The sequence below is a fragment of the Anaerosalibacter sp. Marseille-P3206 genome, from assembly GCF_900155565.1.
Taxonomy (GTDB): Bacteria; Bacillota; Clostridia; order Tissierellales; family Sporanaerobacteraceae; genus FUHM01.
Genome location: NZ_FUHM01000002.1, coordinates 625,352 through 649,401 on the forward strand (window position 1 = coordinate 625,352; position 24,050 = coordinate 649,401).

General features: G+C 31.0%; 24 protein-coding genes. 5 read left to right on the plus strand and 19 right to left on the minus strand.

The features are described from left to right. Positions 1-88: 88 nt before the first annotated feature. Entirely contained in the window at positions 89-1,447 is a 1,359-nt protein-coding gene (locus tag BQ9840_RS04385; protein ID WP_077368448.1) for a YjiH family protein, read from the plus strand. 40 nt (positions 1,448-1,487) lie between these two features. Here BQ9840_RS04385 and BQ9840_RS04390 read toward each other — a convergent pair whose 3' ends face one another. The 3 genes from BQ9840_RS04390 to BQ9840_RS04400 are packed head-to-tail and all read right to left on the minus strand — an operon-like array spanning position 1,488 to position 3,177. Then, on the minus strand, positions 1,488-1,751 hold the full coding sequence (locus BQ9840_RS04390; protein ID WP_077368449.1) for an HPr family phosphocarrier protein: 264 nt from the start codon (positions 1,749-1,751) through the stop codon (positions 1,488-1,490). 2 nt (positions 1,752-1,753) lie between these two features. Then, on the minus strand, positions 1,754-2,707 hold the full coding sequence (whiA, locus tag BQ9840_RS04395) for a DNA-binding protein WhiA (RefSeq protein WP_077368451.1): 954 nt from the start codon (positions 2,705-2,707) through the stop codon (positions 1,754-1,756). Positions 2,708-2,742: 35 nt separating this feature from the next. Beyond that, on the minus strand, positions 2,743-3,177 hold the full coding sequence (locus BQ9840_RS04400) for an NUDIX hydrolase (protein ID WP_077368452.1): 435 nt from the start codon (positions 3,175-3,177) through the stop codon (positions 2,743-2,745). Between the two features lie 110 nt (positions 3,178-3,287). On the opposite strand from BQ9840_RS04400, the gene BQ9840_RS04405 reads away from it, so the two are divergent. Continuing rightward, the gene (locus BQ9840_RS04405; RefSeq protein WP_077368454.1) at positions 3,288-4,325 is read left to right on the plus strand and encodes a M42 family metallopeptidase; all 1,038 of its coding nucleotides are present in this window, start codon (positions 3,288-3,290) and stop codon (positions 4,323-4,325) included. A gap of 71 nt (positions 4,326-4,396) precedes the next feature. Here BQ9840_RS04405 and yvcK read toward each other — a convergent pair whose 3' ends face one another. The 9 genes from yvcK to uvrC form a co-directional block, all read right to left on the minus strand. Next, positions 4,397-5,386, minus strand: a complete 990-nt coding sequence (gene yvcK, locus BQ9840_RS04410; protein WP_077368456.1) for a gluconeogenesis factor YvcK family protein — start codon at positions 5,384-5,386, stop codon at positions 4,397-4,399. 20 nt (positions 5,387-5,406) lie between these two features. Beyond that, the gene (rapZ, locus tag BQ9840_RS04415; RefSeq protein ID WP_077370098.1) at positions 5,407-6,258 is read right to left on the minus strand and encodes an RNase adapter RapZ; all 852 of its coding nucleotides are present in this window, start codon (positions 6,256-6,258) and stop codon (positions 5,407-5,409) included. Between the two features lie 22 nt (positions 6,259-6,280). After that, positions 6,281-7,018, minus strand: coding sequence for a PHP domain-containing protein (locus BQ9840_RS04420; protein ID WP_077368458.1), 738 nt, complete (start codon positions 7,016-7,018; stop codon positions 6,281-6,283). A gap of 12 nt (positions 7,019-7,030) precedes the next feature. Then, entirely contained in the window at positions 7,031-7,945 is a 915-nt protein-coding gene (murB, locus tag BQ9840_RS04425; RefSeq protein WP_077368460.1) for a UDP-N-acetylmuramate dehydrogenase, read from the minus strand. Between the two features lie 46 nt (positions 7,946-7,991). After that, positions 7,992-9,308 carry an ABC transporter substrate-binding protein gene (locus BQ9840_RS04430; protein ID WP_200804874.1) on the minus strand — a complete coding sequence of 439 codons (1,317 nt, stop codon included), beginning with the start codon at positions 9,306-9,308 and terminating at the stop codon, positions 7,992-7,994. A 77-nt stretch (positions 9,309-9,385) separates the two neighbouring features. Then, positions 9,386-12,910, minus strand: a complete 3,525-nt coding sequence (nifJ, locus tag BQ9840_RS04435) for a pyruvate:ferredoxin (flavodoxin) oxidoreductase (RefSeq protein WP_077368462.1) — start codon at positions 12,908-12,910, stop codon at positions 9,386-9,388. 215 nt (positions 12,911-13,125) lie between these two features. Then, the gene (gene hprK, locus BQ9840_RS04440; RefSeq protein WP_077368464.1) at positions 13,126-14,055 is read right to left on the minus strand and encodes an HPr(Ser) kinase/phosphatase; all 930 of its coding nucleotides are present in this window, start codon (positions 14,053-14,055) and stop codon (positions 13,126-13,128) included. Positions 14,056-14,070: 15 nt separating this feature from the next. Next, the gene (locus BQ9840_RS04445; protein WP_077368466.1) at positions 14,071-14,256 is read right to left on the minus strand and encodes a PspC domain-containing protein; all 186 of its coding nucleotides are present in this window, start codon (positions 14,254-14,256) and stop codon (positions 14,071-14,073) included. A gap of 11 nt (positions 14,257-14,267) precedes the next feature. Continuing rightward, positions 14,268-16,133, minus strand: coding sequence for an excinuclease ABC subunit UvrC (gene uvrC, locus BQ9840_RS04450; protein WP_077368468.1), 1,866 nt, complete (start codon positions 16,131-16,133; stop codon positions 14,268-14,270). Positions 16,134-16,249: 116 nt separating this feature from the next. Here uvrC and BQ9840_RS04455 point away from each other — a divergent pair, with 116 nt between their 5' ends. After that, positions 16,250-16,930 (plus strand): hypothetical protein, encoded by a 681-nt coding sequence (locus tag BQ9840_RS04455; protein ID WP_077368470.1) that lies wholly within the window; start codon positions 16,250-16,252, stop codon positions 16,928-16,930. 11 nt (positions 16,931-16,941) lie between these two features. Here BQ9840_RS04455 and BQ9840_RS04460 read toward each other — a convergent pair whose 3' ends face one another. Together BQ9840_RS04460 and BQ9840_RS04465 are read right to left on the minus strand one after the other, a co-directional pair. Beyond that, positions 16,942-17,667 carry a DUF881 domain-containing protein gene (locus BQ9840_RS04460; protein ID WP_077368472.1) on the minus strand — a complete coding sequence of 242 codons (726 nt, stop codon included), beginning with the start codon at positions 17,665-17,667 and terminating at the stop codon, positions 16,942-16,944. Continuing rightward, the gene (locus tag BQ9840_RS04465; protein WP_077368474.1) at positions 17,633-18,067 is read right to left on the minus strand and encodes a hypothetical protein; all 435 of its coding nucleotides are present in this window, start codon (positions 18,065-18,067) and stop codon (positions 17,633-17,635) included. Before BQ9840_RS04465 ends, BQ9840_RS04460 begins: the two co-directional genes overlap by 35 nt. 192 nt (positions 18,068-18,259) lie before the next feature. Here BQ9840_RS04465 and BQ9840_RS04470 point away from each other — a divergent pair, with 192 nt between their 5' ends. After that, positions 18,260-18,505 (plus strand): hypothetical protein, encoded by a 246-nt coding sequence (locus BQ9840_RS04470; protein WP_077368477.1) that lies wholly within the window; start codon positions 18,260-18,262, stop codon positions 18,503-18,505. Between the two features lie 122 nt (positions 18,506-18,627). Further along, a complete protein-coding gene (locus BQ9840_RS04475) occupies positions 18,628-19,242 on the plus strand; it encodes a regulatory protein RecX (RefSeq protein ID WP_077368479.1) in 615 nt (204 codons plus the stop codon). Between the two features lie 20 nt (positions 19,243-19,262). Here BQ9840_RS04475 and BQ9840_RS04480 read toward each other — a convergent pair whose 3' ends face one another. The 5 genes from BQ9840_RS04480 to BQ9840_RS04500 all read right to left on the minus strand — a co-directional run bounded on the left by BQ9840_RS04480 (position 19,263) and on the right by BQ9840_RS04500 (position 23,976). After that, positions 19,263-21,041, minus strand: a complete 1,779-nt coding sequence (locus BQ9840_RS04480; protein ID WP_077368481.1) for an aminopeptidase P family protein — start codon at positions 21,039-21,041, stop codon at positions 19,263-19,265. A 198-nt stretch (positions 21,042-21,239) separates the two neighbouring features. Further along, entirely contained in the window at positions 21,240-21,680 is a 441-nt protein-coding gene (locus BQ9840_RS04485; RefSeq protein ID WP_077368483.1) for an OsmC family protein, read from the minus strand. A gap of 51 nt (positions 21,681-21,731) precedes the next feature. Next, complete coding sequence (locus tag BQ9840_RS04490; protein WP_077368484.1) at positions 21,732-22,280, minus strand: hypothetical protein; 549 nt, start codon at positions 22,278-22,280, stop codon at positions 21,732-21,734. 97 nt (positions 22,281-22,377) lie between these two features. Continuing rightward, positions 22,378-23,394, minus strand: coding sequence for a GerMN domain-containing protein (locus BQ9840_RS04495; RefSeq protein ID WP_077368487.1), 1,017 nt, complete (start codon positions 23,392-23,394; stop codon positions 22,378-22,380). A gap of 57 nt (positions 23,395-23,451) precedes the next feature. Then, entirely contained in the window at positions 23,452-23,976 is a 525-nt protein-coding gene (locus BQ9840_RS04500; protein ID WP_077368489.1) for a DUF2179 domain-containing protein, read from the minus strand. Positions 23,977-24,050 lie beyond the last annotated feature (74 nt).

Genomic DNA, 24,050 nt, shown 5'->3' on the forward strand with positions numbered 1-24,050 from the left:
ATTTTCAAAATAATTTAAATTTGTATTGGGGGTGTTAAATAAAAAAATGGCTTTTAGTTTCTAAAAATTATACTAGGAGGTATTATTAATGGACGAACTTGCAAAGAAAAAATTTACTGCAGCAGATTATATTAAGTTTATTTTACCTTCAATTATAGGAGTACTACTATTTATGATTCCTTTTAAAGTTGAAGGTGATACTACAATCTTTGTTGCACTACTTGCTAGCAAACTTACTAATTTAATCGGTCCAGTATTACCAGTACTTGTTTTACTAATAATATTATTTTCAGGAATAATGACAATTATTTATAAAGCCTTTAAACCGGCTTCATGGGAAAACAGTAGTTTCTTAAAGGATACTTTTGATGTAAGTACTTTTTGGTTAATTGTAAGAGTAATCGGTATGATATTAGCAGTAGTAGTATTCTTCGAATTAGGACCTGAAGCTTTATGGTCAGAAGATACTGGCGGATTGATATTAAATGACTTGTTACTTTCACTATTTGCTATATTTTTATTTGCTGGATTTTTACTTCCATTCTTAACAGACTTTGGTCTATTAGAATTCATTGGAGCAATGCTTACAAATGTAATGAGACCAATATTTATGTTACCAGGCCGTTCATCAGTTGACTGTATTGCTTCTTGGGTTGGCGATGGTACTATAGGAGTTGCTCTTACTAACAAACAATATTTAGATGGATACTATACAGAAAAAGAAGCTTGCGTTATATCTACAACATTCTCTGCTGTATCTATTACATTTTCATTAGTTATTTTGTCCCAAGTAGGACTAGAAAGATACTTTGGTCAATGGTATCTAGCAGTTTTAATAGCAGGAGTTGTAGCTGCTATAATCGTACCTAGAATACCACCTCTATCTAGGAAAAAAGATGAATATTATCGTGGTGTAAAAAAAGACATTACAGAAAATGTTCCTGAAGGATTTTCAAACGCTAAATGGGGAGCTTATATGGCTGCTAATAGAGCACAAGAAAGTGGACATATTGGTGGCTTTGTAAAAAACGGTACAAAAACTGTTTTAGACATGTGGCTTGGAGTTATGCCAGTTATAATGTGCTTCGGTACTTTGGCATTAGTAGTTGCAGAAAACACACCAGTTTTTGATTGGTTAGGAATTCCATTTATACCACTACTAAAACTACTAAAAATTCCTTTTGCAAAAGAAGCATCAACAACTATGGTTGTTGGATTTACTGATATGTTCTTGCCTTCAGTTATAGGTGCTAGTATAGAAAGTGAACTTACTAGATTTGTTATTGCAGGAGTTTCAGTAACTCAACTTATTTATTTATCAGAAGTTGGTGCAGTAATACTAGGTTCTGACATTCCAGTATCTTTTGGTGAATTGTTCATCATATTCTTAGAAAGAACTATTATTACACTACCAATACTTGCAATAGCAGGACATCTTGTATTTTAATATTAAAATCCGGATAAGGGACTATTCCCTATCCGGATTTTTAATCAATCATTCTGTTTTCAATTAAATCTATTAAGTCTTCTAATGCTTCTGATTCGTCTTCGCCTTTAGTAATAATGGTTAATTCCTCTCCTTGGTAAGCTCCAAGACTCATTACACCCATTATACTCTTACCATTTACCTTTTTGTTGCCAGATTCTATGTATACATCACATAAATACTTGTTTGCAACTTGTACAAAAAGTGCAGCAGGCCTAGCGTGAAGACCTACTTCATTTTTAATTATCACTTTTCTTTTTTCCAATATTAGTCACCCTTCCTTAGTTTGTCAGCTATTTCTTCTATTCTTCTAAATCTGTGATTTATTCCCGATTTACCTACTGGTGGATTTAACATACTCCCCAATTCTTTCAAACTTGCATCTTTGTGTTGTAAGCGCAATTCTGCTATTTCTTGAAGATTTTCAGGCAGCTTTTCTAAACCAATTGTTGCTTCAATACATTCAATATTCTCTACCTGTCTTAATGAAGCATTTATAGTTTTCTCTAAGTTTGCAGTTTCACAATTTACTATCCTATTTATATTATTCCTCATATCTTTTAGAACTCTGATATCTTCCAATTTTAATAAGGCTAGATGAGCTCCCATTATATTTAAAAGATCTACAATTTGCTCGCCTTCTTTTAAATATACTACATAGCTATCTTTTCTTAAAACTATCTTTGAATTGAGTCCAAAGGTATTAATTAGCTTTGAAAGATTTTCTGCATGTTGTTCATTGTTTGTAACAAATTCTAAATGATAGGTTTTTTCTGGATTGCTTATAGAACCCCCTCCTAAAAAAGCTCCACGAATATAAGCTCTCTTACAACATCTATTTTTTATAATAGCATGTGGGATTTTATAATTGATTTTAAATAGATCACTACTATCTCCCTTAATAAGTCCCACATCGTTTAAAATCTTTTTTGTAACATTTGTACTACTTACAGCTATTAAATAGTTGTTGTTTTTTTTCAGTTGTTTATTCTTCCTTACCATAACATCCACATTAGTTTCATATAACTTTTTAAGTAAGGAAAAGGTTCTCCTAGCAATTGCAGCATTCTCTGTTGTAAATTTTAAATAGACTTTATTATTGCCACTTATTTGAATAAAGCCATTCATTCTGACTAAAGCAGCTAGTTCTGCAATAGCACAACATCTATCTTCTAATAAAATACGCGAAAGTTCATTTTTAGTTGCTGACGAAAAAGACATCTATATCTCTCCTAAACCTTTAATACTTTAATATACTATACTTCATTAATACTCCCTTGTAAAGAGGTTTTTATTGCTTTTATTGCTTTTGTCATTATAGCCTTTTCATCTTCATATTTAAGTAGACTAGTAGCTCTACTTATATGGACATATCTAGCCTCAATAAAACCTTCTTCTTTCTGAGGAACACTATTCATATCACTTGCTCTCATTAAAAACCAATGAACCGTTTTGTTAACTAGCTCATTTTCCCTGATACTTTTAAAATCATAATTTATTTCTCCTAAATATTCTATTATTTTAGCTTTAACTCCACTTTCTTCTAATACTTCTCTTAATGCAGCACTTTTCAATCCTTCACTATTTTCAACCTTACCTTTTGGAAGTACCCAATCTCCATTGAACTTTCTTAACAACAGCACTGCATTTCCAAATACTACTACACCTCCAGCACTCACTTCCCTAATCATAGTACCACTCCCAAATACTTTTTCTTTTCAATTATTATTATACCATTTATCAAGGATTTTTTGACTATTTGTAGTATAATTATATATAGAATATTTAAGGAGGTATTGAAATGGACATCAAAATGGATTATGTAACTAAAACACTTTCTGAATTATTAAACATTCCTAGCCCTTCTGGGAACACTGAAGAAGCAATAAACTTTGTTGAAAATGAATTCAAATCCTTAGGAATAAAAACCTATAGGACAAACAAAGGAGCATTAATTGGAACAATCGAAGGCGAAAACAAAGACAAGGAAGTAACTCTATCTGGTCATGTTGATACCCTCGGTGGTATGGTTAAGGAAATTAAATCAAATGGCAGACTAAAAATCACACAAATCGGGGGTTATATATGGAATTCTATCGAAGGTGAATACTGTACGATAGAAGCTAGCAATGGTAAATCTTATACAGGTACTATATTGACCACAAAAGCATCTACTCATGTTCATGGTGGGGAAGCAAAAGATTTAGAGAGAAATGAAAACAGTTTAGAAATTAGAATTGATGAAAAAGTTCTAAATGATAAAGATGTTGAAAAATTAGGAATATGTGTTGGTGACTATGTTTTCTTCGACCCAAGATGTGAAATAACTCCTAGTGGTTTTGTTAAATCTAGACATCTAGATGATAAGGCAGGAGTAGCTTCTATATTAGCTATAGGAAAATATCTAGTTGAAAACAATTTAACTCCTAAATATACTACAAACTTTTTCATAAGCAACTACGAGGAAGTTGGACATGGTGCTAGTGCCGCTATTCCAGAAAAAACATTTGAATTTATAGCAATAGATATGGCTGCTCCAGGAACTGGGCAAACTTCTGATGAATATAGCGTTACCATATGTGCAAAAGATTCTACAGGTCCTTATGATCTAGAACTAAAAAAACGACTAATAAATTTAGCTAAAGAAAATGATTTAAATTACAAAATAGATATATATCCTTATTATGGTTCTGATGGTAGTGCTACCTTAAGAGCTGGACATGATTTTAAAGTTGGCCTTATAGGACCTGGTGTTGATGCATCTCACTCCCATGAAAGAACACATATTGAAGCATTAGAAAACACAATTATACTCGGAATATTGTATTTGATAAGATAAAAAATGTTAAAGCGACACTCGGACGGTATACTTCTCAGGATGAGACAAAAAGAACCGTCCCCGCTGTCGCACTAATGTCTTAGTTTTGTTATTATTTCGCTTACTTTTAATGTATCATGACGAATGTAGTCTTTTTTTACATCTATTAAATTGTCTTTTATAACTGTAATTCCCATATTACTTAATTTTACTTCATCTTCTTTTGTCAAAATAACAGGTTTAGCTCCATCTTCTTTGTATTTTTCAAGAATTTCTTCTGGTATCTCTTCTATATTTGCTATACAATAGTCTATTAAATTTTCTCTACTATGATTGAGTATAGCTTCAACATGTTCAAATACAGTATATCCATCTGTCTCACCTGGCTGAGTCATAACGTTTGAAACATATACTACAATAGCTTTTGAGTCATGGATATGATTTATCATATCATTTACAAGTAGATTAGGTATAACACTTGTATAAAGACTCCCTGGTCCAAGAACTATTATATCTGCCTCTTCAATTGCAGAAACAGCCCCTTCCAAAGGATATGTCATTTCTGGTTCCATATAAACTCTTTTTATTTTACTTAAATATTCTTTGTTTTTTAATGGAATATTTGATTCTCCTTGAACTTTCATACCATTTTCCAATTCAGCATATAAGGTTACATTTTCCAATGTCATTGGCAAAACTTTTCCTGTAACTGCTAATACATTAGAAGCTTCTCTTACTGCAACTTCAAAACTACCGCATATTTCATTCATGGCTGCCAAAAATAAATTTCCAAAGTTCTGACCCTTCAGTTTACCTTCTTTAAATCTATATTGAATTAATTTTTCCATAATAGGTTCTGTATTTGCTAATGCTAAAATACAACTTCTAATATCCCCTGGTGGAAGCATACCTAAATCCTCTCTAAGTATACCAGAACCTCCCCCATCGTCTGCTACTGTCACTATGGCAGTAATATTAGACGTATACTCTTTTAGACCTCTTAGTAGTATAGATAGTCCAGTACCTCCACCAATAGCAACTATTTTAGGTCCTTTAGACAATTGTCTCTCTCTATAATTCATTTCATTTAACTCCTCTTTATTTATTTGCTATCCCTGTGACTTAATATAACTCTATTACCCTCTTTCGAAAGAATTTCCTGTATGAAATTAGCTATAGCTACAGATCTATGTTTTCCTCCTGTACAACCTATTCCTATAACTAATTGAGTTTTTCCCTCTTTTATATAGTAAGGTATAAGAAAATTTAACATATCAATTAACTTATGAATAAATGTTTTTGTTTGCTCCCATTTTAATACATATTCCCTGACATTTTCATCATTACCAGTATAATCCTTTAGTTCTTCTATATAATATGGATTAGGTAAAAATCTGACATCAAATATTAAATCTCCATCCAATAAAATCCCATATTTAAATCCAAAAGAAACTACTGAAATAGTTAACTTTCTAGACTCCTCACCTTCAACAAATATTTTTCTTATTTCTTCTTTCAACATACCAATAGTAAAATTTGAAGTGTCTATTATATAATCTGCTTTACTTTTTACTTCTTCTAGTAACTCTCTTTCTTTATTTATACCATCAATCAATCTACCATTAACGCTTAGTGGATGGGGTCTCCTTAACTCTTTATACCTTTTAATCAATACAATATCAGATGCGTCTAAAAAAAGTATTCTATATTTTAAACCCTTTTCACTTAGCTTTTCTAAGCTATTAAAAAGCGCATCAAAGAATTTCCCACCTCTAATATCCACCACTACAGCTACCTTTTTTATATTTCTTTTAGATTCATAACATAACTCTGCAAAACCAGGTAATAATTGTGGTGGAAGGTTGTCCATACAATAGTAATTAATATCTTCCATTGCTTTCATAGCCTGACTTTTCCCAGCTCCAGATAATCCTGTGATTATAAGAAATTCCATATCCATATTTTCCCTCCGTTAATTAATCCTTGATGTTTATTATCCTTTCTAGGGGTACTTTAACCTGTTTTGCTCTTTTTATACCTTTTTCCAAATTACCAACATCCTCTGGTCTATGTGCATCACTACTAATGTAGAAATTAACACCTTCTCTTAGAGCAATTTCTATTTCGTCTACAGTTAAATGGCTGTGACTTGAATTTATCTCCAATGCTGTACCCTTTTCTCTTGCAGCTCTAGCTAATCTTTCTATATCAACATATACCTTAGAACCAGGATGTGTAATTATATCTATAGGATACCTATCCATAGCCTTTATTAATGCTTCTGTATTCATTTTCATAGCCTTAGACTTTAGTCCAGAAAACATCTTAGAAAGTCCATTAAAAATATAAAGTTTATAGAAATCTATTGGATTTCTAGGCATAGCACCAAAATGATATCCTAATAAAAGTATATCTAAGTATTTTAAATCTTCTTCTGTCACATCTATAGTTCCATCATAGCCAAGTAAATTTGCTTCAACGCCTAGCAGTATCTTTAGGCCTTTTGGCTCAAATTCCTTATTTAATTCATCAATCTCTTCTCTCATTACTTTTAAGTTTTTTCTTTTTACTCCATAACCAACATGCCCAGGACCATGATCACATATTGCAATCTCCTTCAAACCCTTAATATAGGCTTCTTCAGCGTTATCTCTTATAGTACCCTTTCCATGGCTATATATGGTATGAGTATGATAATCTCCGTAAATTTTCATATATTTACCTTCCTATTCTTCTCCAACAAATTTTATTTCTGGTTCTAATAACACATCATATTTATCTCTTACTATCTTTTGCACTACCTTAATGAGATTAACAACATCATTACAAGTAGCATTGTCAACATTTACTATAAAACCACTATGCAATTCGGAAACTTGCGCTCCTCCTAGGCGTATACCTTTTAGTCCTGAATCTTCTATTAATTTTCCAGCATAATGTCCTTCAGGTCTTTTAAAAGTACTTCCTCCACTAGGAAGATTAAGAGGTTGTTTAGTAGTTCTCCTTTCTGTATAGTCCTTCATTTTTCCTGAAATTTCATCGTAATCTCCTTCTTCAAGTTCCATTTCCACTTCTACTACTATAAGACCTTCATCTTGTACTCTACTTCCCCTATATCTAAACTTCATTTCTTCATTAGATAGTTCTATAATTTCTCCATTCTTATCTATACACTTTACCTTAGTAACAATATCCTTCATCTCTCCACCATAGGCACCTGCATTCATGGTAATAGCTCCACCAATACTTCCTGGTATACCATTGGCAAACTCTAATCCTTTAAGGGAAGCCTTAAGAGCTCTTTTGCTCACAACTGTAAGTAAAGCTCCTGCCTGTGCTTTCAATTTAGTCCCATTTACATTTATATCTCCTAATGCTTCTGCTATTTTTATTACTACACCTCGTATACCAGTGTCACTAACTAATATATTAGACCCATTTCCCATTACAATATAATTTATATTATTATTCCTACAAATATTAATAGCCTCAATTAACTCTCTCTCATTTGCAGGTATTATCATCAAATCAACTGGTCCACCTATTCTAAAAGAAGTATGTTTTTTCATAGGTTCATCTATTAGAACTCTTGCACCTTTCAATTCCTCAACAAACAAATTATATAAATCAGTTTTATTCAAACAAACCACTCCTACAATTAATATTTATATCAATGTATATTATAACTCATTCTGTCAATAATTCTACACGCTTCACCCCATCTAATATGGCTGACTCAGTAGTTTTCTCACCTAATATGGCTTTTCTTACTTCCTCTTGAATTATAATATCAATATCTTTCCAATCATTATCTTTTGGTACAACCTTAGTATAGTAAATAGTATTTTCTATTTTCTTCATCATAGGTTCAGTTATATACATATCATCTATACCCTTTTTAACTGTAAACATGCCTAATTGTTCCAATGTTCTTTGAGTACTATCTTCTGTTAGATATTTTAAAAACTCTACACACATTTCCATTTTCTTTATATCTTCATTTTGGAATACACCAAAAGCTGCAACACCATTAGACAATGTCACAGGAAAGTTAACATCTCCAATAGGAAAGTTAGCTACATCATAATTAAATCCCTTTCCTTCATCTTGAAGCTTTCTTAATACCTTTACAGCCCAAGCACCTGTTGGATATACTGCAACTTTCTTTTCTTTGCTAAACATATCCCAACATTCTCTCTCCCCTATTATACCAAAATATTCAGGTGTTACTCTATATTTATATTTTAAATCCACTACTTTTTGTAAACCTGTTATTGCACTCTCCCCTTTAAATACAAATTTACCGGTTTTATTATCTATAATATCTGCTCCATCACTAAGTATTATTCCCCATAAATTATAATAATTAGGCTCTATAAATGAAATAAATCCAAAATAATCATTTATGCCATCATCATCTGAATCAAATGTAAGTGCACTCATACTATCTACAAATTCTTCATAAGTCCAATTTCCATCAATAGGTGGAGAGATACCCCTTTCATTGAATAAATCTAAATTTAAATACATGGTATATGTAGTTATAGCAAAAGGTACTCCTACTAAATTACCATCATTGGTTACTGATTTTATAGTTTCAAATTTAAACATATCCAATTCCTTATCTGTAAAATATTCATCAAGTGGATGTAACTTGTCAAAATCATGGAAGTCATAACTTATAGGCACAATATCTGGCTTATCACCAGATTCTATTCCTTGATTTATAATATTAGAACCACTTTCCCAATCTAAGGGAGTAAATTCTATATATACACCAGGATTTTTCTTTTCAAAGGACTTTATTTTCTGTTGAATCCAACTATATCTGCTTCCTGTTTCCACATTTAATCTAGGATAGTCCCACAATTTTATTACTCCTGTATATTTTTCATCATCCTTCTCTGTCAATGACTCTACATCATTGTAATGTATGTAAATTGACCAAAATATAAAAAAAGCAATAAGCATCATAGCAATAATTTCTAGTTTCTTGTTTTTCAAAAAAGCCACCCCCTAAATATAAATATTCAGAGGCAATATCTATTATGAAAAAAAGGAGCCATTCTGGCTCCTTTTTATTATTCAGCTAATCTCTTATATTTTTCATATCTTGCTTTTGCATCTGCTTCAGCTTTCTTAAATAAATCTTCTGCAATTTCTGGGAAGGTTTGTTTTAATGAAGTGTACCTTACCTCAGTATTTAAGAAATCAATAAATTCTTCTGTTGGTTCTTTTGAATCTAATATAAATGGATTCTTTCCTTCTTCTTCAAGAAGTGGATTGTATCTATATAGATGCCAGTATCCTGACTCTACAGCTTTCTTTTCTTGAGCTTGGCTAGTACCCATTCCTGACTTGATTCCATGGTTTATACATGGTGCATATGCAATGATTAATGATGGTCCATTATAGCTTTCAGCTTCTTTTAGTGCTTTTAATAATTGATTCTTGTCTGCTCCCATTGCTACTTGTGCAACATATACATAGCCATATGAAGCAGCAATCATACCTAAGTCTTTCTTTCTAACTTTCTTACCTGAAGCAGCAAATTTAGCTACAGCAGCTGTTGGAGTTGCCTTAGATGATTGACCACCAGTATTTGAATATACTTCTGTGTCAAATACCAATACGTTCACATCTTCTCCAGATGCTAGAACATGGTCTAATCCACCAAATCCTATATCATATGCCCAACCGTCTCCACCAAATATCCAAATTGATTTTTTGATGAAGTAATCTTTAAGTTCAGCAATTTCATTTAATAATCCACTGCATTTTTCACAAGGTAATTTTTTGTCTAGTAATGGTAGAATCTTTAATGTTGCAGCTTTTGAAGCTTTTGCATCATCTTTACCTTCTAACCATTCTTTAAATGCTGCGTTTAATTCAGCATCTATGTCTAATTCTATAAATTCTCTAACTAAATCCTCTAATTTGCTTCTAATTTGCTTAATAGCTACACTCATTCCATAGCCTTGCTCAGCATTGTCTTCAAATAGTGAATTTGCCCAAGCAGGTCCTTTACCTTCTTTGTTCTTACAGTAAGGAGTTGATGGTGCACTAGCTCCCCAAATTGATGAACAACCTGTAGCATTAGCAATGATCATTCTATCACCAAATAGTTGAGTTACTATCTTAGCATATGGAGTTTCTCCACATCCTGCACAGGCACCTGAGAACTCAAATAGAGGTTGAGCAAATTGGCTTCCCTTAACATTCGATTTGTCCATAAGATCATCTTTAACATCAACTGTCATAGCATAATCCCAATTTGTACTTTGTTTCTCTACTTGTTTTTCTAGTGGTTTCATAACTAATGCTTTTTCCTTAGCAGGACAGACATTAGCACAGTTTCCACATCCTGTACAATCTAATGGACTTACTTGAATACGATATTGTAATCCTTCAAGTCCTTTGCCCATTGCCTTTTTAGTTTCAAAAGATTCTGGACTATTTTTAACTTCTTCCTCAGTCAATAATATTGGTCTAATAGCTGCATGGGGACATACGAAAGAACATTGATTACATTGGATACAATTATCTATTTGCCACTCTGGAATATTAACAGCTATACCACGTTTCTCATATGCTGCAGTTCCATGTGGGAATACACCGTCTTCTCTTCCAACGAAAGTACTAACAGGAAGTTTGTCTCCTTCTTGTCTAGTCATTGGGATCATAACATCTTTAATGAATTCTGGAACTTCTTTGCAACTAGCTGCTTCTTCTTCAGCAGAGTCTTTCCAGTTTTCTGGTATATCAACCTTAACTAATGCATCGATTCCTCTATCCACTGCCTTATAGTTCATTTCAACAACATCTTGGCCTTTCTTTCCATAGCTCTTAACTATAGAATCCTTTAAATGTTTAACAGCTTCTTCTATTGGAATTACATTAGCAAGTTTGAAAAATGCTGATTGCATTATCATATTTGTTCTATTTCCTAAGCCTATTTCATTTGCAATCTTAGTTGCATCAATAGTATAGAAATCAATATTGTGTTCTGCTAAATATTTCTTTACACTTCCTGGTAATCTTTCATCTAATTCATCAATTGACCAATCAGTGTTTAATAAGAATGTACCATTATCTCTTATTCCATCAACTACATTGTATTGATGTACATAAGATTGTTTTGAGCAAGATACAAAATCTGCTTCATCTATTAAGTAAGTAGACTTAATAGGTTTCTTTCCAAATCTTAAGTGAGATATAGTTACTCCACCTGATTTCTTACTGTCATATGCAAAGTATCCTTGAGCATACATATCTGTACCATCACCGATAATCTTAATAGCACTCTTGTTTGCACCAACAGTACCATCAGAACCTAATCCCCAGAATTTACATCTGATAGTTCCTTCTGGAGCTGTTTTTATTTCTTCTTTTATTTCTAAAGATGTATTAGTAACATCATCTACAATTCCTATTGTAAATCTATCTTTTGGATTTTGTTGTTTTAAGTTTTCAAATACCGCATTAATTTGTGATGGAGTAGTATCTTTTGAACCTAATCCATATCTTCCACCAACAATTACTGGAGCATTTTCACTTCCGTAGAATATTGAACGAACATCTAAGTATAGGGGTTCTCCAATTGCACCTGGTTCTTTAGTTCTATCAAGAACTGCTATTCTCTTAACAGTCTTTGGTAATACATCAAAGAAATACTTCTCTGAAAACGGTCTATATAAATGTACATTTATTACTCCTACTTTTTCTCCTTTAGCCATTAAGTAGTCTACAGTTTCTTCTATAGCTTCAGTTACAGAACCCATAGCTACTATTATGTTTTCAGCTTCTGGATGACCATAGTAGTTGAATGGTTTGTATTCTCTTCCTGTTAAATCAGATATTTCCTTCATATAATCATTTACTATATCAGGAACTCTGTCATAATATGGATTTGCAGCTTCTTTTGCTTGGAAGAAAATATCTGGGTTTTGAGCTGTACCCTTTGTATATGGATGTTCAGGATTTAATGCTCTATTTCTAAATGCTTTAACTGCATCCATATCTACTAATTTTCCAAGGTCTTCATAGTCAATTAATTCGATCTTTTGAATTTCATGGCTTGTTCTAAATCCATCGAAGAAATGAACGAAAGGCACTCTACTCTTAATAGATGTTAGATGTGCAACACCAGCCAAATCCATTACTTCTTGAACACTTCCTGCCGCAAGAAGACCAAAACCTGTTTGTCTTGTTGCCATAACGTCTGAATGATCTCCAAATATAGATAGTGCATGACCAGCTACTGCTCTTGCAGTAACATGAAATACGCCTGGTAATAATTCTCCTGCTATTTTGTACATATTAGGTATCATTAAAAGCAAACCTTGAGATGCTGTAAAAGTAGTTGTCAATGCTCCTGCTGATAATGAACCATGAACTGCTCCAGCTGCACCTGCTTCTGATTGCATTTCAGTAACACGAACTTCTTGTCCAAAAATGTTTTTTCTACCATGGGCAGCCCAATCATCGATTAATTCTGCCATAGTTGATGATGGTGTAATAGGATAAATTGCAGCTACATCAGTAAAAGCATATGCTACATATGCTGCTGCAGTATTTCCATCCATGGTTTTCATGACTTTTGTCATTTATAGACCCCCTTTGGATATTAGTACTTTGTATAATAAATTTGACACTCCCATATATAATAGGATGCGTCTATTCATTTCAACACAATTTTAGTATATTAAACATCATTCGTAAAGTCAACCAACAAAAGATATTTTAATAGGCAAAAAATCATGGATTTTATGCAATTATCGATGTTATAGTATTCTTTTGTTAATAAATTGTCAAGTTTTAATTATACATTTTTTCTCATATTCATCATCTCTTTTACTCTTTCATCTAGTGCTAATGCTGCATTATAACCTAATAATTTTTGTCTATTATTTCTTACAGCTACTTCAACTATCATAGCTGTATTTCTTCCAGGTCTTACTGGAATAACTAATTTAGGTACTCTTGTTCCAAGTATATCTATGTATTCCTCATCTAATCCAACTCTATCGTATTCCTTTTCTTCATCCCAAAATTCCAATTCTATAACCAAATCAATAAATTCCCATTGTTTTACTGCACTTACTCCATAAAGTCTCTCTATATCTATTATTCCAATTCCTCTAATCTCCATAAAATGTCTTATAAGTTCTGGACTAGTTCCTCTAATATCATCTTCTACCTTCTTTATCTCAACAGCATCATCAGCTATTAACCTATGTCCACGCTTTATAAGTTCTAAAGCTGTCTCACTTTTACCTACACCACTTTTCCCCATTAAAAGTATTCCCATGCCATAAACTTCAACTAAAACCCCATGAATTGTAATTTCAGGTGCTAGAACTTCATCTAAGTAATTTATGAGATGATTTATGAATTTTGTTGTTGATAAATCAGTTCTTAAAATTGTTCTGTTTTTTTCTTTCCCTGACTTTAGTATTTCAGGGAAAACATCCAAATCCCTACATATGATTAATGCAGGTATAGGATAAGAAAAAAGCATTTCTGCAATCTTTAACTTCCTATCATCTGATAAATTATCAAAATAACGCCATTCTACATTGCCGATTATCTGCAATCTCTCATATGCAAAAGATTCAAAATACCCTGCAAGTTGAATACCAGGTCTATTCATTTCACTTATTGTAATCTTAATATCATGAATATTGTCTGCCTCATGTATTACTTCTAGTTTTAAATCTTTAATTATTTTATCTAAAGTAACATATTCCATATAATCACATCCTAATCATTCTGGTATTATTAAACAAGCTATAAAATAAGCAATAAGTCCAGGAAATCCACAGCTAAATAAAGATAAAAATACCCACCCAAGCCTTACAATCGTAGGATCAATATTAAAATACTCACCTATTCCTCCACAAACACCACAAATTTTTCTATCAACAATGGATCTTCTCAATTTCTTTTCCATTTTTAGCCCCCTTAAGATTTTTTAGCTTTAAAATAATTATACACTTCTTCTGCTACTAGTCTATTCATCCCATCTACTTTCGCTAGTTCTTCTAAAGTTGCATTTTTTATACCCTCTACACTTCCAAAAGATTTAAGAAGAGATTTTTTTCTTACTTCTCCTATTCCTTTTATATTGTCCAAATCTGATTTAAACATCTTCTTACTTCTTAAACTTCTATGATAACTAATGGCAAATCTATGTGCCTCATCCTGAATTCTAGTTATAAATCTAAATGTAGAACTATCCTTAGCTAGTTCTATCTCTTTATTATTATAGATAATTCCTCTAGTATTGTGATAATCATCTTTCACTAATCCACATACTGGCACATCTAATCCTAATTCAAATATTACCTTTTCTGCAATATTTACCTGTCCTTTTCCTCCATCTATCATTATCAAATCTGGAAAACTTGAAAATCCTTTTACTTCTATAGAATTTTCTTTCATAAGTTCTTTTTCCTTAATCCCTCTTCTAAATCTCCTTTCAATAATCTCCTCCATGCTAGCATAATCATTGGGTCCTTCTACAGTTCTTATTTTAAATCTTCTATAGTCACTTTTCTTCTCATCACCATTTTCAAATACAACCATTGAGCCAACAGGCTCTACTCCTTGGATATTGGATATATCAAAAGCTTCAATCCTATAGGGAATATGTTCTAAATCCATTAGTTCTGCAAGTTTTTCTAAAGACTCTTCTCTCTCTTTATACTTTCTCCTATTTTGTTCTCCATATTGATTAAGAGTATTTAATGCATTGGTTCTTACCATTTCCATTAGCTTACTCTTTTCGCCCCTCTTAGGGATTCTAATAGTAACCTTAGAACCTCTCTTTTCACTAAGCCATTTAGATATTAACTCTAAGTCTTCAAATTCCTCTTCTACAAATACCTCTTTTGGCACATATGCAGTTCCCAAATAAAACTGCTTTATAAAAGAACTTAATACTTCACTTCTATCTAAATGTTCAACATCATATATTATAAAATGCTCCCTTCCTACTACTTTACCTGATCTTATAAAAAATACTTGAACACAAACTTCTTCAATTCCTCTAGCCATTCCTATAACATCTTGATCTACTATATTTGTAGAAACAATTTTTTGTTTTTCTAGTATAACTTTTAGAGAGTTAATTTGATCTCTGTATTTGGCTGCACTTTCAAAATCCATTTTACTTGAAGCGTAAAGCATTTTATTCTGTATTATTTCTACTAATTTATCTTCTTTTCCATTTAAAAACATTATTATTTCATCAATCATTTCATTGTATTTTCCTTCATCAATATTACCTTGGCAAGGTGCCAAACATCTGCCAATATGATAATTTAAGCATGGTCTATCTGTAACTTTACCTCCATCAAGTTTCAAATTACAAGTTCTTATGGGATAAAGATTTCTAATTATCTCTAGGGTATCATTAACAGCATATCCACTTGGATAAGGTCCAAAATATTTTGCTCCATCTTTCAAAACCTTCCTTGTCTTTATCACCCTAGGATATTTCTCATTAGTAGTAACCTTTATATATGGATAGGATTTGTCATCCCTCAATAATACATTATACTTAGGTTTATGCTTTTTTATTAGATTTGATTCAAGTATAAGAGCTTCTATCTCATTGTCAACTATTATATATTCAAATTCATAAATATTTTTTACTAATGCATTTAATTTAGGAGTATTACTTCTTGAGGATTGAAAATACTGTCTCACCCTATTTTTTAAAGATATAGCTTTTCCTACATAGATTATCTCTCCGCTGTCATCTTTCATAATATATACCCCGGGCCTATCAGGTAGTTTTTTTAATTCCTCATCTATATCAAACACAATATCACCCTTCTAATAACTTATTATAATTATAATATCATATTTTTAAGTCTAAATTGAAGATACATTTTTTATAGGTTATAATATACTAAATAAACAATTTAGGGGGTTTTATTATGGTTGGAATGAAAAAATCTATAGCACTTTTCATATCATTTATAATAACTATAGTTTTTATCTCATCTATATCTATTTTATTTAACCCAATATTTAATAAATTATCCGAAAATCAAATAAAAAACATAGTCCTTCCCATTACATTATCTTCCGGACTTATGTTTTTTATATTATTTCAAGCTACATTAAAATTAAAATGGAATAAAAAATTATTAAAGCAAAGCGAAATATTAGTTAAGCTAAGAGGTGATAATTTCACTAATTTAGAAAAATCATGGCTTTATATATTTTTAGCACTCATTTATTTTTCTCCAATATTGAGTAATATTCCTATTAAGTCAATTTCTACAAACACAATATTTCCCTTTATAGCTTTCTGTATAATAATATCATTGTTACTAAAATTCTCAGAAAAAACTATAAATATTATATTTACTAAAAAAGGAATTATAATTACAGGACTAGATTTAAGAGTAAATATACCGTTAGGTCAAGCCCTTCGAAATGCTACAGGATACTATCCCTATAGTGTAATTACAGGATTCTTACCTTTAGAAAACAGCATTGAACTTTTCCTTCAATATGAGCAAGGAAAAATAATCGTCAAAGCAGAAGGGGAAGTGAAAAATCAAATATTAGGTATATTAAAAGCTAATAAAATAGAGATTAGAAAATTCTAATAGATATATACCTATTTACTTGATTCTTCTAAAGGGTTTGCATATTTAAATTCTATAGCTTTATTGTTTTTAGGCATCAATATTTGTTCCTCTTTTGTAATATTTATGCCAAAAAAACAATCTTCTCCTAAATTTTTAACAATATTATAAAGGTGATCCTTATCTCCCATTGCTTTAATGACAAAGGGAGTATTTGTTGATTTGCCATTTATCTCAAAATGATTGTTAGCTAACTCCATCTCTGTATAATTGGTTATTCTAATATCGTTTACCGAAATAGCCTCTGCATTACCAATTCTTAATAAATTAATGGTAGTGAACAATATTTCCTTTTTGTCATTTAAAACTTGAGGGTCATAATTATAATAATAATCATCATATAAATCATAAATTTCAATTATAATTCCAGAGCCCTGTATATCTTCAAACCCACACATCATTCTATAATTTTGTATTTCATTAAAAATCTCATCAGTTTCTTTGTCTTTTATTACCTTTTTTTCATGTTTTTTTACTGCCCTATTAATCCTTCTTATCTCATTATCCAAATGCCTATTCTCTTCTTTAAGCTTTTTTATATCTGCTGAAAGTTTATTGTTTCCCCTACTATAAGGAGTATTCAAATCTGGTACACTCTGCACAGTCTTAGCCTGAAAAGCCATTAATATACCTAAGAAAATACTTACAATAAAAATAAGCAATCTATTTGTTATTTTGATTTCTTTTAATTTTGTCATAATCCCAATCACCTGTTTTTGTTGTTTTCTTTTTCCTTTCAGTTTGAATATTAGCAAATAGCAAATAAGCTAGTATAGAAATTACAAATGAGATAATTGTACTGTGAGGAATCCTGCTAGTAATTCCTTTTAAATTACTTTGGCATATTTGAATCTTTTTCTCTGTTAAACTGAAGCCTTCAGGATTTTCTAATGCCTTCATTATGTCTATACCCATTTTTCCCTCAATAACACAGCTTGCTGATATGAATATTCCTATAACTAAAAAAGATATCATTATTACATTTTTGTATAATTTGTTACTTCCTTTGTATTTAATAAAAAAATTTCTAAATATGAAAATAAAGTTAAAGAATACGATTATTAAATTTAAAAAAACTAATAATCTAAGTAATGTCATCCCAATTCCTCCTTTTATTGTTTGATTCTATAATCTATTATACTATTATACTATTATATTATTATATTTTTCACAATATTTGAAATTAAGTGTTAATTTTTCGTCAAGGTATGTTATCATATAAATAGACATATTAAACATTTTTAACAAATAAATATATTATGGAGGTTAATATTTCAGGGGGTGAGATTAGTGGTTTCTCATAAAAAGCTAAGAACTCTAAATATTGGGGTAAAAGAATTAAAAGATGATGCCATTTATTTCTGTGAAGCAAAAAACAAAAAAGGGGAAAAAATGAGAGATGAATTAATCGAAATTACAGGAAGAGAGCTTAAAGTTCTAACAGAAATGCAAGGTTTCAAAAAAGGCATGGTTAGATATAGTAAGATATTATTCTATGATGTAATAAAAGAAAAGCCAACAGTTCCAGTGGATTAAGTAATGAAAATAGGGTGAATAGACGTATTATATTGGTCTATTCACCCTATTATTCTATCAACAAAGTAAATATTATGTTAAACTAATAGTAGCTAAAAATTCAAAACAAAAGAGGGATTAAAATGAAAATTACAAAAATACAATCACAAAGAGATGTAAATAGAGTCAATATATACATAGATGAGAAATTTGCCTTTGGACTTTCTATTGAAATTGCATATAAGTATAATCTTGAAAAAAATATGGAAATTGATGAAGAATATATTGAAAATGTATTAAAAGCTGAGGAACAAGATAGAGCTAATAATTATGCTATAAAATTATTGTCTTATAGATGGAGATCAGAAAAAGAAATTCGAGATAAAATGATAGAAAAAGGCTATGAAATAGATGTCATTGATAATACAGTTGACTATCTATATAGGCAAAATTTATTAAATGATAAAAGATTTGCACAAACCCTCGCACGTGACAAAATAAACCTTAATAAATGGGGTAGTTACAGGATTAAACAAGATCTATATATGAAAGGCATATCCAAGGATATAATAGATGAAGTTCTAGATGAATACTGTGATGATGAATATGAAAGAGCCATGATATTAGCTAAAAAGAAAATTACTTCTTATAAAAAAGATGATAAAAATGCTACTTATCGTAAGTTAGGAGGGTTTTTACAGAGAAAAGGATATTCATATGACTGTGTATCTAGAATTTTGAAAGAATTGTTAGGATGAAAAAAGCCCTAAAATAGGGCTTATATATTTCTAGTTTCATTTTTCAACCATTCTTTTTCATTTTCATTTAAATATGGTGAAAGCTTGTTATAAACTTCTTCATGGTAGTTATTTAACCATGCTCTTTCACTTTCATCTAACATATTTACATCAATTCCGTCTAAATCTATAGGACAGTAAGATATTGTTTCAAATTTCATAAATTGACCTGAATCAGTTTCTATATCTTTTCTAACTATTACATCATTCTCTATCCTTATACCATGTTTTCCTTCTTTATATACTCCTGGTTCGATAGTTATTACCATACCTTCATCTAATACTACTTTGTTTGGAGCTGGAGAAATTCTATGTGGACCTTCATGAACATTTAAGAAAAATCCTACACCGTGACCTGTTCCACATTTGTAGTCAATACCTTCTTGCCATAGAGGAAATCTTGCTAATACATCAAGATTTGAACCAGTAGCTCCATATAAGAATCTAGCCTTTATAAGATTAACATGACCCTTTAGTGTCAATGTAAAATCTCTTTTTTCTTCTTCTGATATAGGTCCTAATACTAAAGTTCTTGTAATATCTGTAGTTCCATCTAGATATTGTCCGCCAGAGTCTATTAAAAGCATTCCTTCTTTTTTAAGTTGATAATCTGATTGTTCTGTTGCACTATAGTGCATCATAGCAGCATGTTCTTTGTATCCTGCAATAGTACCAAAACTTGGTTCTATGAAATCTTTTTGCTGACTTCTAAACTCTATTAACTTTTCTGCAACTGACATTTCTGATATAGGAGTTTTTCCTATATTTTCATCTAACCAATACATAAATTTAACTAATGCCACTCCGTCTTTTATGTAGGAGTTCTTTAGGTTTTCTATTTCAACATTATTTTTAACTGCTTTTAAATCAGTTGTTATATTTCTTCCTTCAACAATCACACATGATTTTGGAATACCACTATATAGCCAACTATTGATTCTACTTGGGTCTATGAATACCCTACTATTTTCTTTAATGCCTTCAACAGTTTTTCTTACATCATCATATTCTTTAAGCTCTATACCATTATCATTTAAATATCCTTTTACTTCTGTTGGAACTTTTTCACCATGAACAAATAAGTATGCACTATCTTTAGAAATAAGAGCATAGGAAGTAACCACAGGATTTGACTCTACATCTTTTCCTCTAATATTATAAACCCAAGCTATATCATCTAAACTTCCCAATATAAAATAATCAACATTTAATTCATTCATCTTTTCTCTTACATCATCTAACTTTTCCTTAGCAGTTTTTCCAGTATATTTTACATCATGTACAAAAATTTTATCCATTGGAAGTGCTGGTCTATCTTCCCATAGTTCACCTATAAAATCATATTCATGAACTAATTTAATATTCTTATAAGAAACTTTTTCTTCCATTTGTTTTACATCTGATTGTGGAAATACCTTTCCATCAAAACCAATAGTTTCACCTTCTGATAAATTGTCCTTTAGCCAATCCATATAAGAAGGGACTCCTGGTATGCCCATTTTGAAAAGCTTTATTTCACTATTTGCTATTTGGCTTGCTGCTTGTATGAAATATCTACCATCAGTCCAAAGACCTGCAGCATCTTTAGTTACAACTACAGTTCCAGCTGAACCTGTAAATCCAGATATCCATATTCTACTCTTCCAATGATCCCCTACGTATTCACTTTGATGAGCATCATAGGTAGGTATGATATAAGCATCTATACCCTTTTCAGCCATTAGTTTCCTCAATGATGAAATTCTTTCATTAATATTCATGTTTTCTCCCCCTTGCTTTTGAATTACAATTCAATTATATCATAAATTTATATTGTAATGAAAAATTATCACTTTTTTATATTTTTATTAAAAGCATTGCTACAAAGATCACACTAAACCTCTTTCTTTAATTGATATATTTAAGTAATAAAGTTTAAATAAAAAATATTGGGCTTAGCCCAATATTTTTATATTATTCTATTCATATATAATCTCTGTAATAAGTTCTGGTGATTTTTCCAATGTATCAGCTACAGGACATGTTCTATCTATAAATTCAACAAATTTTTCTATATCTTCTTTAGGAGAACTTGATTTTATGTGTATTTTAGATGTTATGGACTGTAAACCTACTTTTACATCTTTATTCTTACCCATAAATCCATCTGGGTCTAATACTCCTTCTACTTCTATCCAAATCTCTTGAAGGTCAATTCTTTTAGCTCTTGCGTAACAACTAGCTACTATACATTTACATCCACCTAATGCACATAGTAACGCTTCTATAGGATTCATACCTTCATCTGTACCACCTAATTCTTTTGGTTCATCCATAATTATTTTGTGATCTCTTGCTGTACATTCTACTTTCATACCTTTTGATAATTTTGCAGTACCTTTGAATACTTCATTTGCCATCTAAATCCCTCCTAATATGTTTATTATATAAGAAAAGGGACAACCCTTTACTCATTTTGACATTATTATACCCCTTACCAAACCAAATCTATCAAATATTATTCCGACTTTATCATTTACATTTAAATCTTTAAAATCTATATTCATCTTGTTATTATTTCTCTCTAAAATAATTACTACATCATCTCTTACTTTTAATCTTGATGATATCTTTGTACTGTTATCATCAAGATACTGTTCAATTCCTAACTCTCTATTTTGAAAATCAATGCTCATTAGAATTCCATAAACAAATATTTCTCCATTTGATGGATTACACTCAGGAATATCCTTATAAGTCCTTAAGGATATTTCATTTTTCTTTTCATTTAATAATCCTTCTCCATCAATTACTTTCACCATTGTTGAAACAGGAGCATATAGCTTGTTATTATAATAAAATGTCTCACCCTTTAAATCAAACTTACCTCCCTTACCAACCAATACCGTATCTTTAAAAGATACATCAATTTTATTGTAATTTCCTTGAGAAAAAACCATGGTATAAACTGAAAACAATAAACAAAATATTATCAAAGCTGAAAAAATCCCCTTTTTCATCTAAATCCCTCCTTCAAAAGGAGTATTGACAAAATTTGAGGATTTATACAAGTCAGTGAGTCAAGGGACCGTCCCCTGACTCACTGACTCACTTGACTTAATATTCATTTGCAAAAACAGGTATAGACTCATTTAGTTCATATTCTATACCAGCTTCTTTTAATGTTTTTCCTTCTATCAACATTTCAACCTTTTCTATATCTTCAAACTGACTTAGTGTAAGTCCTACACTTTTATATATTTCATCTAATATATATCTTTCATTAGCCTCATCTAGAGAAGCAAATGATAAATCTACATAGGCCACTCCTTCTCTAACTTCTACTCCCTGTAGATTGGCTTCAGATGGGATGCTTGAGTAAAGATTTATATCTGAAGGAGCTCCTTTGAATAATTCTTCAAGAGCTGTAAATACATTTGGCATTGGAGCCAATGTAGGAATAGTCACAGGAACAAAATACTCAAATTCCTCATTGTCATTGCCCTTAAAATATACCACAACTTTTGACCTATATTCCCCATCACCTTTCACTAAATTAATAGCTTCTCTTCTAAGTGGTTGATTTATCTCAGTACCATATTTTAGAGAATCTAATGCCTTACCCTCAACAAGTATATTTACTTCCCTAATTGCTGGAAACTCTGTAAGAGTATACACTACCCCTTTAATCAAATTTTCTTCATCTGCTTCCGTTTGATAATTTAGAAATTCTTGAGAAAAATCAACTTTGCAAATACCTGTATCGGCATCGATAGTCATACCCTTAACGATTGTTCCAGGAGGAATAACTGGAATAAGACCTGTGGAAGCTAAATTTTCCCTTAAAGAAGGATTATCAGTCATATTCTTAAGTGCTAATTTTGCAATTCCCTCTTCCCATGGTATCTTCCTCATAACAGGAACTAAAAAACCTTCACCATTTTGAAAATAGAGTACTGTATTTCTTAGTCCATCATCTTCAGTTACATCAACATTCTCTTCATCGCTTCTAATTATTTCTATATCGTCATCCTTTGAAAATAAATTACTTAGAAAACTCTTCTTTTTACATCCGTATAAACTAATTCCTATACATAATATAAGTACTATACAAAGAAACCTTTTTATTTTCATCCCCTACCCCCCTTAGCTTTTCTAATATATTATATTAGAGAGTAGAAGATACTATGATTATTTCTTTTTTATAGTTGAAAAATAACCTCCACTTATTGGCTTTGTACTACTAACTGTTATAAATGCATTTTCGTCATACTGATTAAGTATTTGTCTTAATCCTGTTAAATCTTTTCTTTTTAAAGTAATATTTAATATATCTCTTGTACCTTCTTTGCCATATCCTTTTAAAACTGTAACACCAAAACCATTATCACGTAATTCATTTACTAGTTTTTCATTTTTATCACTACTAGTTATAACCTGAGCAGATAAATTTCCTAGTGCAATTTTCTCCTCTATACTTATACCTACAAAGTTTCCACATGCAAATCCCAATGCATAAGCAAGTAAATTTCCTGGATTGCTTAATCCACTAACAACTTTTCCTAAGGCTATTACATAAACAATAACCTCAAAAAAACCTATTAATGCGGCTTGAACTTTTCTTCCTTGCACTACCATTAGTGTTCTTACTGTTGCCATTGAAACATCCACTATTCTAGCGAAAAAAATCAATAAATACCCTAAAAACAAATCCATCTTAATACCTCCCTATAAAATAATAATAAAGACTTTATTAAGTATACCTTATAACAAAGTCTTTATACAAGGAT

What these genes read in the sequence shown, in the direction of transcription:
- BQ9840_RS04490 (WP_077368484.1), bottom strand. Translation starts at nt 22,280, where the DNA reads ATGAAAAAGGGGATTTTTTCAGCTTTGATAATATTTTGTTTATTGTTT.
- whiA (WP_077368451.1), bottom strand. Translation starts at nt 2,707, where the DNA reads ATGTCTTTTTCGTCAGCAACTAAAAATGAACTTTCGCGTATTTTATTA.
- BQ9840_RS04480 (WP_077368481.1), bottom strand. Translation starts at nt 21,041, where the DNA reads ATGAATATTAATGAAAGAATTTCATCATTGAGGAAACTAATGGCTGAA.
- BQ9840_RS04460 (WP_077368472.1), bottom strand. Translation starts at nt 17,667, where the DNA reads ATGACAAAATTAAAAGAAATCAAAATAACAAATAGATTGCTTATTTTT.
- BQ9840_RS04495 (WP_077368487.1), bottom strand. Translation starts at nt 23,394, where the DNA reads ATGAAAATAAAAAGGTTTCTTTGTATAGTACTTATATTATGTATAGGA.
- BQ9840_RS04465 (WP_077368474.1), bottom strand. Translation starts at nt 18,067, where the DNA reads ATGACATTACTTAGATTATTAGTTTTTTTAAATTTAATAATCGTATTC.
- yvcK (WP_077368456.1), bottom strand. Translation starts at nt 5,386, where the DNA reads ATGAATTATAGAGAGAGACAATTGTCTAAAGGACCTAAAATAGTTGCT.
- BQ9840_RS04445 (WP_077368466.1), bottom strand. Translation starts at nt 14,256, where the DNA reads ATGGAAAAGAAATTGAGAAGATCCATTGTTGATAGAAAAATTTGTGGT.
- rapZ (WP_077370098.1), bottom strand. Translation starts at nt 6,258, where the DNA reads ATGGAATTTCTTATAATCACAGGATTATCTGGAGCTGGGAAAAGTCAG.
- BQ9840_RS04455 (WP_077368470.1), top strand. Translation starts at nt 16,250, where the DNA reads ATGGTTGGAATGAAAAAATCTATAGCACTTTTCATATCATTTATAATA.
- BQ9840_RS04400 (WP_077368452.1), bottom strand. Translation starts at nt 3,177, where the DNA reads ATGATTAGGGAAGTGAGTGCTGGAGGTGTAGTAGTATTTGGAAATGCA.
- BQ9840_RS04500 (WP_077368489.1), bottom strand. Translation starts at nt 23,976, where the DNA reads ATGGATTTGTTTTTAGGGTATTTATTGATTTTTTTCGCTAGAATAGTG.
- BQ9840_RS04485 (WP_077368483.1), bottom strand. Translation starts at nt 21,680, where the DNA reads ATGGCAAATGAAGTATTCAAAGGTACTGCAAAATTATCAAAAGGTATG.
- BQ9840_RS04475 (WP_077368479.1), top strand. Translation starts at nt 18,628, where the DNA reads ATGAAAATTACAAAAATACAATCACAAAGAGATGTAAATAGAGTCAAT.
- BQ9840_RS04405 (WP_077368454.1), top strand. Translation starts at nt 3,288, where the DNA reads ATGGACATCAAAATGGATTATGTAACTAAAACACTTTCTGAATTATTA.
- BQ9840_RS04420 (WP_077368458.1), bottom strand. Translation starts at nt 7,018, where the DNA reads ATGAAAATTTACGGAGATTATCATACTCATACCATATATAGCCATGGA.
- nifJ (WP_077368462.1), bottom strand. Translation starts at nt 12,910, where the DNA reads ATGACAAAAGTCATGAAAACCATGGATGGAAATACTGCAGCAGCATAT.
- BQ9840_RS04385 (WP_077368448.1), top strand. Translation starts at nt 89, where the DNA reads ATGGACGAACTTGCAAAGAAAAAATTTACTGCAGCAGATTATATTAAG.
- hprK (WP_077368464.1), bottom strand. Translation starts at nt 14,055, where the DNA reads ATGGAATATGTTACTTTAGATAAAATAATTAAAGATTTAAAACTAGAA.